Annotated in this window: 12 protein-coding genes; 7 read left to right on the top strand and 5 right to left on the bottom strand. The window is 42.3% G+C overall.

Features of this window, described 5'->3' with window-relative positions:
- The 3 genes from J8Z28_RS14890 to J8Z28_RS14900 form a co-directional block, all read right to left on the bottom strand.
- Entirely contained in the window at positions 1–1,227 is a 1,227-nt protein-coding gene (locus J8Z28_RS14890; RefSeq protein ID WP_062566474.1) for an efflux RND transporter periplasmic adaptor subunit, read from the bottom strand.
- A gap of 74 nt (positions 1,228–1,301) precedes the next feature.
- On the bottom strand, positions 1,302–2,111 hold the full coding sequence (gene mutM / locus J8Z28_RS14895) for a bifunctional DNA-formamidopyrimidine glycosylase/DNA-(apurinic or apyrimidinic site) lyase (RefSeq protein WP_054552701.1): 810 nt from the start codon (positions 2,109–2,111) through the stop codon (positions 1,302–1,304).
- A gap of 11 nt (positions 2,112–2,122) precedes the next feature.
- Positions 2,123–2,614 (bottom strand): hypothetical protein, encoded by a 492-nt coding sequence (locus J8Z28_RS14900; RefSeq protein ID WP_054552702.1) that lies wholly within the window; start codon positions 2,612–2,614, stop codon positions 2,123–2,125.
- A 151-nt stretch (positions 2,615–2,765) separates the two neighbouring features.
- Between J8Z28_RS14900 and J8Z28_RS14905 the strand changes: the two genes are divergently transcribed.
- Positions 2,766–3,692, top strand: coding sequence for a manganese-dependent inorganic pyrophosphatase (locus tag J8Z28_RS14905; RefSeq protein WP_250659650.1), 927 nt, complete (start codon positions 2,766–2,768; stop codon positions 3,690–3,692).
- 69 nt (positions 3,693–3,761) lie between these two features.
- Here the strand turns inward: J8Z28_RS14905 and rlmB are convergent, their stop codons facing one another.
- The gene (gene rlmB, locus J8Z28_RS14910) at positions 3,762–4,508 is read right to left on the bottom strand and encodes a 23S rRNA (guanosine(2251)-2'-O)-methyltransferase RlmB (protein ID WP_054561023.1); all 747 of its coding nucleotides are present in this window, start codon (positions 4,506–4,508) and stop codon (positions 3,762–3,764) included.
- Positions 4,505–6,988, bottom strand: a complete 2,484-nt coding sequence (gene rnr / locus J8Z28_RS14915) for a ribonuclease R (RefSeq protein ID WP_062566476.1) — start codon at positions 6,986–6,988, stop codon at positions 4,505–4,507. Before rnr ends, rlmB begins: the two co-directional genes overlap by 4 nt.
- Before the next feature lie 181 nt (positions 6,989–7,169).
- Here rnr and J8Z28_RS14920 point away from each other — a divergent pair, with 181 nt between their 5' ends.
- From J8Z28_RS14920 to J8Z28_RS14945, 6 genes are all read left to right on the top strand, one after another.
- Positions 7,170–8,018, top strand: coding sequence for a DUF350 domain-containing protein (locus J8Z28_RS14920; RefSeq protein WP_062566477.1), 849 nt, complete (start codon positions 7,170–7,172; stop codon positions 8,016–8,018).
- 20 nt (positions 8,019–8,038) lie between these two features.
- Positions 8,039–8,857: a hypothetical protein gene (locus tag J8Z28_RS14925; RefSeq protein ID WP_062566478.1), complete on the top strand. Its 819-nt coding sequence runs from the start codon at positions 8,039–8,041 to the stop codon at positions 8,855–8,857.
- On the top strand, positions 8,847–10,373 hold the full coding sequence (locus tag J8Z28_RS14930) for a polyamine aminopropyltransferase (protein WP_082710970.1): 1,527 nt from the start codon (positions 8,847–8,849) through the stop codon (positions 10,371–10,373). Before J8Z28_RS14925 ends, J8Z28_RS14930 begins: the two co-directional genes overlap by 11 nt.
- 87 nt (positions 10,374–10,460) lie before the next feature.
- A complete protein-coding gene (locus J8Z28_RS14935) occupies positions 10,461–11,327 on the top strand; it encodes a DMT family transporter (protein WP_058585886.1) in 867 nt (288 codons plus the stop codon).
- A complete protein-coding gene (locus J8Z28_RS14940) occupies positions 11,324–12,022 on the top strand; it encodes a glycerophosphodiester phosphodiesterase (RefSeq protein WP_054561032.1) in 699 nt (232 codons plus the stop codon). Before J8Z28_RS14935 ends, J8Z28_RS14940 begins: the two co-directional genes overlap by 4 nt.
- Before the next feature lie 85 nt (positions 12,023–12,107).
- A complete protein-coding gene (locus J8Z28_RS14945) occupies positions 12,108–13,325 on the top strand; it encodes a methyl-accepting chemotaxis protein (RefSeq protein ID WP_062566480.1) in 1,218 nt (405 codons plus the stop codon).
- The last annotated feature ends 21 nt before the right edge of the window (positions 13,326–13,346 follow it).

A 13,346-nucleotide genomic window follows, 5' to 3' on the forward strand; every position in this document is an offset into this window, starting at 1 on the left:
TTAAGCTCCCTGCTGATTTTTTTCATCATCTTGTTTGCTTGGTTTATCTGGCGCCAGTGGAATAGTGCCCGTGTTTGGCGTTAATTGGCGTTTTTCAAACTCGGCTAACGAAATCGCTTTTACTTGCTGACCATGACGAATACGATGCAAACCTTTCACCACCACTTGCTCACCGGCACTCAAGCCAGCGCTGGCAACAATCCCTTGTTCACCGTAATGCTCAACAACAATAAAGCGACGCTCTATCTCACCTGAGTCAAGTACCACCATCACATAAATACCGCCCTGCTCAACTTGTGTAGCTTCCTCAGGGACGACAATGGCATCTTTCAATTCGGATAATTTAATCCGTGCTTTTGTATATTGCCCAGGTAATAGCTCACTATTAGGGTTAGGCAGCTTTGCTCTTACTTTAAAGGTGCCCGTTTTCGGGCTAATTTTAGGATCGGTAAAACTCACATCACCCCAATATCGATACTCACTGCCATCAGGCAAAGAAATACGTACAAAGCCCTCAAGTGCCTTGCCTTGTTGTTCGGCTTGTAGCTGCTCCATCATGCTGGTCATACGCCGCTTGGCATTCAAGTAATCAAGTGCCGACATATTAAAATTAACGAAAATAGGGTCTATTTGCTGAATGGTAGTAAGGAGTGAAATACCGTTACTGCCGACCAAAGCACCGAGATCGGCTTCAGAGCTACCAACCATGCCGCTAATTGGCGCCGTAATACGGGTATATTCTAAATCAAGCTTGGTTTCTTCAAGTTCTGCTTGGGTTGCTGATAATGACGCTTGCGCTTGCTCTTGAATAGAAATTGCATTGTCGTAGTCGAGCTGACTTGCTGCATCTTGCTCGTAGAGGGGTTTTAAACGAGTAACATCGCGCTTTGCTTTTGCCAGCGCTGCTTGGTCTTTTTGCAGCGCCGCTTTAACGCGATTAAGTTTTGCTCGGTAGGGTCTATCATCAATGGTGTAGAGTAAATCTCCCTCATTTACCCAACTACCTTCAACAAATTCTACGCTTTGTACAAAGCCGGTGATCCTTGCGCGTATTTCAACATCAAGTGATGCGTCTGTACGCGCCACGTAATTCCCATACAGCGGCACATCAAACTGCTTAACCTCAGCGGTAACCACTTCTTCAACGATAACTTGAGGTTGCTCTTTAGAACAACCCACCAGTGCCGCTAAGCACACGCACCCTATGACGTATTTGTTTAATAGCATACAACCTTCTCATTCCTTAAGCCTGTCTCTATCTTGCTATCTGTTGCAATACTACATAGATGAGGGATTCTTTGTTATTTTTGACAATTAGAGCAGTACACAGTGCTTCTTTGCCCTAATCTAATTTCTTTTAATGGCTCTTTACACGTTACACATGGCTCACCTTTGCGACCATAAACTAGTAATTGTTGGGCAAAATAACCGGGCTTACCATCACTTTGAGCAAAATCTTTTAATGTTGTGCCGCCTTGCGTGATAGCCGCAGCAAGTGTTTCTTTAATAATAGGCACTAATTGCTGATAACGCTTTAAAGACACCTTGCCGGCTTCTCGTTTCGGGTGAATTCCGGCCTTAAATAACGACTCATTGGCATAGATATTACCTACACCAACGACCACAGCGTTATCCATAATAAACTGTTTAATTGGTACTTTTTTATTTCTAGACTGTTCGTAAACACGCTTTGCAGCAAACTCATCGGTAAGAGGCTCCGGTCCAAGCTTGGTTAGCAAGGTATGACATTCGCCTGGTGCTTGCCATAAGCAGGCACCAAAGCGACGCGCGTCGTTGAGTCTTAGCGCTTTACCTGAGGCTAAAATAAATTCGATATGGTCGTGCTTTTTTAATGGCTCATCTGCGCTCACAACTCGTAAGTTGCCCGACATTCCTAAGTGCAAAATAACACTACCCAGCTCACAACCGAGTAATAAATATTTTGCTCTACGCTCCACTGAAGTAACTTTAAGTCCTTGTAATTGATATACATCATCAGGCACAGGCCAACGCATACTGGCGTTATGAATATTTACTTTGGTCACTGTTTGGTTAAGCACATGCGGCGTTATTCCCAAACGGCTAACTTCAACTTCTGGTAATTCAGGCATCTGTGACTCTCTTAAAACGGGTATAACGGAAACAACTTAGCCGCATCAGCTTGTTCAAGCTCAAATACTCGTTGTAACCGTTTATCTAATAAATAGTATTGCTGATCTATGTTGTACAACTGATACACCGCTGGCAACTGCTCCCCGGCTAGCCACACGGAGGCAACATAATCAGCCGATGTCTGTGAAATTTTACTAACAGGGAGACTGGCAATAGTCAGTTTTTGATGTTGCCAAAGTTCAACAAGTTGTTCGAGCTGCTGCTCATCGCCTTGCCATGTGGTTTCTTGTAGTGATTGGCTACGCCAAGAGGTGCCGATACGCTCGATTTTTAATTCTGGAAATGCCATTGCTAAAATGAAGCTTTGCTCTGGGAGTAATGCTTGTACTCCTTCTTCAACGGGCTGTGTATTGAGCTTTTTATGTAGGCCATTGAAGAAAAAAATCATCAATAGCATCGAAATAATCACTACATTATTCCATGCTTTTCGGCTCAAGCGCATCAGTATCTTCCTCAGTTTTCAATATCTTAAAGTGTAACCAAAAAGGACATTAATTGGCAGTTGTAATTGATCAACAAAATTTCATGTCTGTTATGTATCAATCTGTCGATACTTTGCTAAAATATCCGCCAAATTTAAAGGAGTTCCGTCAATGTCAATGTATGTAGTGGGTCATAAGATCCCTGATTCAGATTCAATTTGCGGTGCAATTGCGCTTGCTTACTTAAAAAACCAGATCAATGAACCTGCGATCCCGACGCGTTTAGGTGAAGTATCACCTGAAACACAATTTATCCTAGATAAATTCGGTTTCGAAGCACCTGAGCTAAAACTTAGCTACGCAGGCGAAGACGTTTATATCGTTGACCACACAGAAAAAACACAAGCACCTGATGACATCGATGAAGCACGTGTTGTAGGTGTTGTTGATCACCACAAACTAGGCGATTTAACATCATCAACACCACTTGAGTGTTGGATCCGTCCAGTTGGTTGTTCAAACACTATCATCAAAATGATGTATGACTTCTACAACGTAGAGATTCCAAAAGATATCGCAGGCATCATGTTATGCGCTATCTTAAGCGACACTGTAATCTTTAAATCACCAACGTGTACAACAGCTGACATCAAGTGTGTTGAAGCACTTGCTGAAATCGCTGGTATTGAAGATTTCAAAGAACTTGGCATGGAAATGTTCAAGGTTAAATCAGCAGTTGAAGGCACGCCTGCACGCGATTTAGTAATGCGTGATTTCAAAGACTTCAACATGAACGGTAAGCTAGTAGGTATTGGCCAGCTAGAAGTTATCGACCTTGCTGTATTTGATGAGATCAAAGCAGATCTTGAAGCTGACATCGCAAAGCTTAAAGAAGAAGGCGGTCGCCACTCAGTATTACTCCTGTTAACTGATATCATGAAAGAAGGCTCTGAAATGCTAATTGCGTCTGATGACGTATCAGTAATCGAAGCTGCCTATGATGTTAAATCAGAAGACGGTCGCGTTTGGTTAGATCGCGTATTAAGCCGTAAGAAGCAAGTAGTACCACCACTACAAGACGCTTTTGCAAAAATCTAATCAGAACTGTTAGATACAAAAAAGCCGATGTAACATCGGCTTTTTTTGTGTCTGAAATTTTCGCGGCAGTTAGATTTGCGTTGCATTACGCTGGCGTAACACTTCAAATAAACAAATACCGGTCGCAACTGACACATTTAAACTAGATACCGAACCAGCCATTGGGATTTTAACTAATAAATCACAATGCTCACGAGTAAGGCGGCGCATACCATCCCCTTCAGCACCCATAACAACAGCCATTGGCCCTGTTAGATTTGCATCAAATAACTCTGTATCTGTTTCACCGGCAGTGCCGACAACCCAAACGCCAGCATCTTTAATTTCACGTAACGTACGCGCAAGATTGGTTACTTGCACCAATGGCACTGTTTCTGCCGCACCGCATGCTACTTTACGCGCTGTGCCATTCAGTTTTGCAGACTTATCTTTAGGAACGATGATCGCGTGCACGCCCGCAGCATCTGCACTACGTAAACAGGCACCTAAGTTATGCGGATCTGTTATACCATCAAGCACCAATAAGAAAGGCGTTTCTTCACGGGCTATGATCTCATCTAGATCTTTTTCGTTATACATGCGCGCCGCTTTCACATTAGCGATAATGCCTTGGTGCTGCTCACCATTTGCTTTATTATCAAGCGCTTTACGCTGCATAAATTGTACAGAAATACCGAATTTACGTGCTTGGTCAATAACCGGGTTTAAACGTTTATCTTCACGCCCTTTTAAAGCGTATATTTCTAAAAAGCGCTCAGGCTCTTTTGCTAATATTGCTTCAACTGAGTGAAAACCAAAAATTAATTCATTACTCACGTATTATTTGCTCCTCGGCCATTACGTTTACGGGCATTCTTACCCGGTCTTTTTGCCTTTTTGGTGGCTTTTTTCTTACTCTTCTTTTTGCCGGCTTTTACAGCATCAGCTTGTTTACTATTAGGCTTTTTGCGCCCTTTAGAAGGTGAAGACTTGCCACGTTTTTCATTCTCTTTGTCGCCTGATTTTGCCTCAAAGCTGCCTGACTGCGGTTTTTTACCAGGAATTTTACCTGCTTTAAGCTGGGCTCGAACACTTGGTTTTGCAGGGGCACTACGGCCACGACGACGCGCATAACGGTCTTGTTGCGCCTCACCTGCTAACACTAAGTTTATACGTCGCTCATCAAGACTGACAGATGACACCTGAACCGTTAATTTATCGCCTAGACGATAAACGGTGTGAGTTTGTTCACCAATCAAGCAATGCTTAGCACCATCGTAATGGAAGTACTCATTGCCCAGGTTAGTTACATGGATCATGCCGTCGATTTGTAAATCGTCTAAGCGTACAAATAAACCAAAGTTAGTTACCGATGAGATCACCCCACCAAATTCGTCACCAACATGGTCTTGCATAAATTCACATTTAAGCCAATCTGCCACTTCGCGAGTCGCATCATCAGCACGGCGTTCAGTGGTTGAACACTGCTCACCTAAAATATCAACTTCGTCATCAGTGTAGGCATACTCACCCGATGTTTGCTGACCTTGCGCTTTAAGTACCGCTTTAATTGCACGGTGCACCACTAAATCAGGGTAACGACGAATTGGCGATGTAAAGTGGGCATAGGCAGGTAAAGCTAAACCAAAGTGGCCAATGTTATCTGGCTGATAAACCGCTTGCTTCATTGAACGGAGCAACATGGTTTGAATAAGCTCAGCTTCTGGGCGGTCGCCTAATTTAGCTAACACTTGGGTTATTTCTTTTGGTGTTGGCTCATCAGAAATCGCAGTTTCGATACCAAGCTCTGATAAAAAGTTTCTGAAGAAACCAAGCTTTTCAGCATCAGGCTCATCATGCACACGATAAAGCGCACTCGCCTCGTGCTTTTCTAATAATCGGGCTGCCGATACGTTCGCTAAAATCATGCACTCTTCGATAAGTTTGTGTGCATCATTACGAACCACAGGCACGATTGATTCAATCTTACGATGTGCATTAAACACAAAGCGCGTTTCTAAGGTTTCAAACTCAATCGCACCACGCTCTTGGCGAGCAGCTTTAAGTGCCATGTACATTTGCTGTAAGTCAGTTAAATGTGGCACCATCTTGGCGTATTCTTCACGCAGCTTTTCATCGCCTTGTAAAATCGCATTCACTTTAGTGTAGGTAAAACGAGCGTGTGAATTCATCACCGCTTCGTAAAATTTATACCCAGACAACTTACCCGCTTCTGACACCGTCATCTCAGCAACCATACATAAACGGTCAACTTCTGGGTTCAATGAGCACAAGCCATTCGATAACACTTTTGGCAGCATCGGAATAACTTGCTCAGGGAAGTATACTGAGTTACCACGTTCAATCGCTTCTTTATTCAGAGGCGTGTTCATTCCTACGTAGTGCGACACATCGGCAATGGCCACCCATAAACGCCAACCACCTGATGGTTTGCGCTCACAATAAACGGCATCGTCAAAGTCTCGGGCATCTTCACCGTCGATTGTCACCAGCGGTAAGTCACGTAAATCAACGCGACCTTGCTTTGCCTGTTCATCAACAAACTCACCTAAATGAGCAACTTGCTTTTCAACCGCTTCAGGCCAAACGTGAGGAATATCGTGATTGCGTAGTGCAACTTCAATTTCCATACCCGGTGCTAAGTGCTCACCCAGTACCTCAGTGACTTTACCTACCGCATTCATATGTCGGCTTGGGTTTTGGGTAATTTGCACCTGCACCATTTGGTTGTGGCGCGCGCCATTTTCACTACCCGGTAGAATCATAATATCTTGCGTTATGCGTGGGTCTTCAGCCACAACAACTGCAATACCATGCTCAACAAAATAGCGGCCAACAATCGGGGCTCGCTCATTGGTCAAAACCTTAATGATGCGTGCATCGCATTTGCCACTTGAGCCTTTGCGATTGCCTTTAGCAAGCACAATGTCACCGTGCAACACCATATTCATTTGGTGCTTCGCGATAAACCAATCTTTACTCTCACCTTCAACTTCTAAAAAGCCGAATCCGTCACGATGACCAATGACTTTGCCTTTAACTAGGCCAGATTCATCGATCAATGCGTAGCATTTAAACTTATTGAAATACAGTTGACCATCGCGCTCCATAGCACGTAAACGACGTTTGAACGCAACTTGACGCTCTGTATCATTCACATGTAATTCGTCACAAAGTTGTGTGAAGTTTGCTGGTTTGGCGCGAGATTCTAAGTGAGTAAGTATAAACTCACGGCTAGGGACGGGGTTTTCGTACTTTTCTTGTTCTCGACTGAGATTTGGATCCTGTTTTGACATTCACTATCTTGTTAGTTGGTTATGTTGTTATTTTAACCCATAACCTAACAATGAGACAGGCAAAAGCTATGAAACTTTTAAGAAATTGATTAATTCTGCCAAAAATGAAGCTTTGATATTCTTTGCAACAAACACTCTGTGTTAATATTTTCGGAAAATAACAACAAGCTAACATAATTATATGGATATTAACTTAACCCACTACCTCGCAACGATGGCCTACAACAGCGCCTATATTGGTCTATTCATTGCAATCATAGCCGTTGCAAAACTGTCGTATAACTTAGCAACCCCTTATAACACCACCAACCAGTTAACCGACAATGCCAACAGTGCCTTGGGTTTATCTATTGGCGGCTACTTAGGGGCAATTACCATTATTTATGGCTTTGTTTTAGCTGGGCCTAGTCAAGGTTTACTAAGCGATTTGATGAATGTATCACTGTACAGTGTATTAGGTATGGTGCTGCTAACTTGCTCACGTATTTTAAATGACAAATTACTGCTGCGTTTGTTCTGTAACCAAGAGCAATTAATTAACCAACAAAATGAGGCTGTGGGCTTAGTACAAGCAGCAAACTATATGGCCGCAGCACTTATCATTGGTGGCGCATTAACCGGTGAAGGCAGCTGGTTATCAGCCATAGTGTTTTATTTTTTAGGGCAACTAATGCTGATCATTTTTGCCAAAGGCTATGATCACCTCACTGCTTTTAATCTTCACGAACAGCTCGAAAAAGGCAACAAAGCCGTTGCGCTTAGCTTTTCTGGCACCATGTTGGCGTTAGCTATTATCTTGTGTCATGCGCTTATTGGTGGCTTTCATACTTGGCAACAAAGCTTAAGCTTATTCTTTATTGACGCATTATTTGGCTTTTTAATTTTACCAATTGTGCGTTACCTCGTTGATAAAATTATCTTTAGCAAAATTTCACTCGACCAAGCAATGCACGACAAAAACACCGCCGTTGCGGTTATTGAAAGCAGCATTGCAATCTGTGTTGCTGTTATCATCACTATCGCTATTTAAGCTTATTTATGGAGTAATGGATGAACATCTATAAGCTTTTTATTATTGCCGCTATCACATTTGTTGTTTGCTTAGTGATACGTGCAGATCTACAAGCGCCACTTATTAGTGGCCAATATGGCAACTTTAAAGACTACGACGGACAAGACAAACCTTACCTATTTACAGTGCCAGAAGATGGCCAAATGATGCGCTTAGAAATTAAAGGCAGACTGCCTTTAAACTCATGGAAAGCCATTGATATCGAAATTTTTGACCCTGATGGTAACTACTTATTTAGTTACTCTGATGAACTTTGGGCCGAAACCGGACACGATTCAGATGGTAAATGGACTGAGTACCGTGATTATACTCATCACGATGTCCACTTCCCTAAGAAGGGGCAATATAGCGCCTACGTCAGTAGTACGTTTGGCCCAAATAAGCGTGCCGAACATTTTAGTTATACGTTTCGTATAATCCCAATCAAAGGTAACAGTAATTTCATGCTACCGCTGTTATGGATTTCTGGCTTCATCGGCGGTGTAGCGCTATTTGTAATGCTGCATCGTTTAGAAGCTGAGCGTGAAGGCTCCGATATTACTTATAAACCAATCAATAAGTTAAACCCTGAGGCTATAAAAGCAATGGAATCGCGTATCTCAGTTTGGCCTATTGCGTTACTGTTTTTAGCACCCGTGCTCTTCTTTTCCTTCTTGGCATATAGCAAAGGTGACAAAGAGCAAGATTGGCAAGTTTACTCCTATCACCACCTCACGATAAGCGTTGATAAACAATTGCGTGAACAAAGTATTGGCAGTGCAGGTTTCCGTTCACGAGGCGGCCCAGGTGGAAAATAACTCAATTCGCGAAAGCCACATTTTACTGTTTAGTATTTTTGTTGCTGGCCTTTGCTCAATTATCTATGAGCTACTGATCGCAACCACTGGTGCCTACTTTTTGGGTGATAGCATCACCCAATTTTCTCTGACAATTGGCGTCTATATGGCGGCAATGGGAGTTGGCTCTTATTTTTCGCGTTTTGTGCCTGATAAGCCATTGCTGGTGTATTTCATCGGTTTTGAGCTACTGCTTGCACTACTTGGTGGCTTAAGTGTGCCCTTATTGTATTTCTGTTATGCGTTTGGCTTACCACTGCAAGCAATTAGTATTTTACTCACCAGCTTAATTGGTATTTTGATTGGTTTAGAAATTCCGCTGTTAAGTCGCCTAATGGAAAAACATTATGCGCTAAAAGCAAACCTCGCCAATGTGTTATCTATTGACTACTTTGGCGCCCTGCTTGCGACTTTACTGTTTCCTTTTCTATTTTTACCTTGGCTTGGGGTTTTTAAAACAGCCTTAAGCTTTGGCTTAATGAATCTAAGTATTGCGCTGTTATTGCTGTGGTACTTTATCGACCATATCAGCCCAAATCGTCGAAAAGTGCTTAGACTCACATTAGTTTTAGTCTGCTCAGTATTAGTGCTTTGCTTATTTGCTAGTAAACAGCTCACCCATCTTTGGCAAAGCCAAATCTACGATGACCGTGTTGTACACTCAGAGCAAACACCCTATCAGCAAATCGTACTGACTCGTCATAAAGATGATATTCGGCTTTATTTAAACGGTGGCTTACAGTTTTCATCGATTGATGAGTATCGCTATCACGAAGCGCTTATCCATCCCGCTATGGTGCGCCATGGTAATGCCAAACGTATTCTAATTTTAGGCGGTGGCGATGGCTTAGCAGCTAGAGAGCTTTTGAAGTACCCGCAAATAGAATCTATTACCCTAGTCGATTTAGATCCAGCAGTCGCTAAGCTTGCGCAAACTAATCACAACCTGACAACACTTAACAAGCACTCACTCAGTGACCCTAAAGTGACGGTTATTCATCAAGATGCTTATGTGTTTATTGAGCAAAACGAACAGCTGTTCGATATTATTTTTATTGATTTACCGGATCCAAAAGCAATCAATTTAGCTCGCCTTTACAGTCAGCAGTTTTATCAACTAGTAAAAACACGACTACCAAATAACGGTATTGTAGTGACCCAGGCCACCAGCCCATTTTTTGCGAAGCAAGCATTTTGGTCTATCAATAACACGCTCAGTGCAGCAGGCTTTACGCACACCTTGCCTTATCATTTGAATGTGCCCTCTTTTGGCGAATGGGGCTTTGTTATGGCTTGCAACTTGATGTGCAGTAACCAACAAGTATTGCATGTTAAAACCCGCTTTTACCGCCCTGAAAATGACGCACAATTGTTTATTTTTACCCCGGATATTAGCGCTAACAATGAAAAAGTATCGACGCTTGATGAGCCTAATGTGCTGCACTATTACTTGCAGGGATGGAAATATTGGAACTAAACGAATGGATTAGCCCATTTGGGGAGTTTACAAAGTAAAGGATTACCGTTACAAAGAGAGTTAATAACAACAATAACAAGGTTTGTAATGCAGGCGCACAAACAGAGCCTAATATATCTACATATTGCAGTACTCCTATTTGGTGGTACTGCATTATTCGCAAAGCTAGTCAGCTTAAGTGCATTAGATATTACCGTTTACAGAACAGCAATTGCAGGCTGTGCCTTACTGATCTTACTTACAATTCAACACAAAGCGATTAAGCTTCACTCGCGTCGCGACTACCTTATAGCCTTGTTACTTGGCGTCACTGTTGGAATACATTGGCTCACCTACTTCGCAGGTATGCAACTAGCAGGTATTGCAGTCGGTATGATTGCCTTTTTTACTTACCCTGTTATCACGGTATTTTTAGAGCCTTTATTTCATGGCAGTAAACCACAGCTCAAAGATATTTTTAGCGCCTTGGTGGTGATGCTTGGTATTTATTTACTTATTCCTGATGCCAGCTTAGGCAATGATGTCACCCTAGGTATTGCTATTGGCATTTTGTCAGCGTTCTTTTTTGCGTTTCGAAATATCGTTCACAAGCGTTACTTTAGCCAATATGGCGGCCCACAAACCATGCTTTATCAAACTTGGATCGCCTGCATTATGCTGTGCGCCTTTGTCGAAGTACCGCCATTACAAGTTGATACAATAAATTGGCTGCTATTAATTACCGTAGGAGTTATTTTTACAGCAGCACCGCACTCACTGTTTGCAGCAAGCCTAAAAAACTTATCAGCTTCAACCGCTGGTTTGATATCGTGTTTGCAGCCTTTATACGGTACGTTTTTCGCTTTTTTAATTTTGCATGAGCAACCTTCAATTAGCACTCTTATTGGTGGCGCACTGGTGATTAGTGCCGCTTTTTATGAAACATGGTCAGTGACTCGTAGGTATAAGCAATGATGAAAGTATTCGCTCACAGAGGTGCCAGTGGTACCTACCCAGAAAATACTCAAAGCGCCATTATCGCAGCTGTTGATTTAGCAGTAGATGGCATCGAAATTGATGTGCAAAGCTGCCTTGATGATTACATGATTATTCACGACACTTGGCTTGATCGTACAACCTCTGGTCGCGGTAAAGTAAACGCCTGCTCAAAAGAGCAAATTCAACAATACGATGCAGGCAATGGCGAGTGTGTGCCCACTTTACAACAAGCAATCGATTGGGTTGCTGATAAAACTTTACTTAATTTAGAGCTTAAACATACTTTTTCGTTAGATAAATTTGTAGAGCTTATAGAATCAAACGTTAGCGCTGGGAAAATTTCTCGGGATAACCTGCTAGTCTCTTCATTCGATCACCACCAACTGATGTGGCTAAAGCAAAAATTGCCGTGGGTAAAGATTGGTGCACTTACCGCTTCTATTCCAATTAATTACAGCGAGTTTGCGCAAAAACTCCATGCCTATAGCATTCATGTAGATAAAAACTTTATAAACCATGAGTTTGTTGCTGACGCAAAACAACGCGGCCTTCAAGTTTATGCTTACACGGTCGATAAAGTGGAAGATATCGAATTAATGCTAGAGTATGGCGTAGATGGTATTTTTACTAATTTTCCGTGTCATACACAAATGACACTGCAGTCACTGTAACTCAACAAAACTAAGCTATACTGTTGAATTATGTGACATTGAATAATAAAAAAATTACGCCAAAATGAATCAACACAACACCTTAATGAGTAGCTATATGCGCATTTACAATTTTATCGAACAAACTTTCTTTTACACCCTCACACGTAAGATTGTCGGTAATTTAGGTTTTGTGTTTGCGTTTCAAGCCATTACTTTGATCTGGCTTTATAGCAGCCTTTCAGAGCAACAAGCTGGTATGGGACTATTTTGGTTAATGACCTTTGTTATCGTCGCCAGCTTTATTTTTACTGTTTTCTACATGCGCTTTTTAATTGTGCGCCCAGTGCAAGCAATGCGCGATACACTTGAGCAAATCAACCGCCATGATGCTGATTTATCTGCCAAGCTACCGCATTTTACCTATGATGAGTTTCGTGATTTAAGTGAGCAGTACAATACCTTTACTGTTCATTTAGCAAACCTATTAGCCACCACTTACCAAAGTGCACAAGCCAGTGCAGATAGTAGTTCAAAGATGACTCATTCAATGCAGCAAACTGCAGAAATGAGCCACCAGCAAATAAAATTCAGCCAAACCATTACTGATTCAAGCAACCAAATTACTTCAAGCCTTGAGAATATCTCAGCAAATACTGACAGCGTGCATCATGTTAATAGTGAACACTTAAACTTTGTTAAGCACTCAGCCACTGAGTTATCGGCATTAGTTAAAAAGGTCGCGATGATTAGCCAAATTTTGGGTAACTTCTCAGCAACGGTGTCTGGCCTTAAAGAAAACAGCGAGAACATTCGCGCCATTTTAAAAATGGTTGAAGAGTTTTCTGACCAAACCAATTTGCTTGCCCTAAATGCTGCAATTGAAGCGGCACGTGCAGGTGAAGCAGGCCGAGGTTTTGCGGTGGTTGCCGATGAAGTTAGATCGCTCTCAGTTAAAGTAAACGATGCAACTCGCCAGATCAGCGATTTTATTAATCAGATGAACACCCTCGTTAGCGAAACCAATAAAGAGTCTGAGCAGTTAATTAGCCACTCGAGTGAAGCTGAAACTGCCATTAGCAACACCTCAACAGGCTTTAGCAATATGCTTGGCGAATTTGAGCAAAACCAACAACAACTACAACAGATTGTCAGCGCGGTGCATTTACTAGAGCAAACCCAAACCCAGACCCATCAAACGGTTGAGCAAATTGTGGCTTTGGGTGAGCAAGCTAAGCAGCAAATTGATGAATCACTCGCTGATTGCCAACAGTCCCATAAACTGAGCCAACAAACCCAAGAGCAGTTAAAACGCTTTGTGTGATCGGCTTTTAACTGCTGCTCT

Source organism: Pseudoalteromonas sp. SCSIO 43088 (assembly GCF_023650795.1).
Taxonomy (GTDB): Bacteria; Pseudomonadota; Gammaproteobacteria; order Enterobacterales; family Alteromonadaceae; genus Pseudoalteromonas; species Pseudoalteromonas shioyasakiensis.

Excerpts from the sequence above, each read along its gene's own strand:
- J8Z28_RS14890 (WP_062566474.1), bottom strand. The coding sequence starts at position 1,227 with ATGCTATTAAACAAATACGTCATAGGGTGCGTGTGCTTAGCGGCACTG.
- mutM (WP_054552701.1), bottom strand. The coding sequence starts at position 2,111 with ATGCCTGAATTACCAGAAGTTGAAGTTAGCCGTTTGGGAATAACGCCG.
- J8Z28_RS14900 (WP_054552702.1), bottom strand. The coding sequence starts at position 2,614 with ATGCGCTTGAGCCGAAAAGCATGGAATAATGTAGTGATTATTTCGATG.
- J8Z28_RS14905 (WP_250659650.1), top strand. The coding sequence starts at position 2,766 with ATGTCAATGTATGTAGTGGGTCATAAGATCCCTGATTCAGATTCAATT.
- rnr (WP_062566476.1), bottom strand. The coding sequence starts at position 6,988 with ATGTCAAAACAGGATCCAAATCTCAGTCGAGAACAAGAAAAGTACGAA.
- J8Z28_RS14920 (WP_062566477.1), top strand. The coding sequence starts at position 7,170 with ATGGATATTAACTTAACCCACTACCTCGCAACGATGGCCTACAACAGC.
- J8Z28_RS14925 (WP_062566478.1), top strand. The coding sequence starts at position 8,039 with ATGAACATCTATAAGCTTTTTATTATTGCCGCTATCACATTTGTTGTT.
- J8Z28_RS14935 (WP_058585886.1), top strand. The coding sequence starts at position 10,461 with ATGCAGGCGCACAAACAGAGCCTAATATATCTACATATTGCAGTACTC.
- J8Z28_RS14940 (WP_054561032.1), top strand. The coding sequence starts at position 11,324 with ATGATGAAAGTATTCGCTCACAGAGGTGCCAGTGGTACCTACCCAGAA.
- J8Z28_RS14945 (WP_062566480.1), top strand. The coding sequence starts at position 12,108 with ATGAGTAGCTATATGCGCATTTACAATTTTATCGAACAAACTTTCTTT.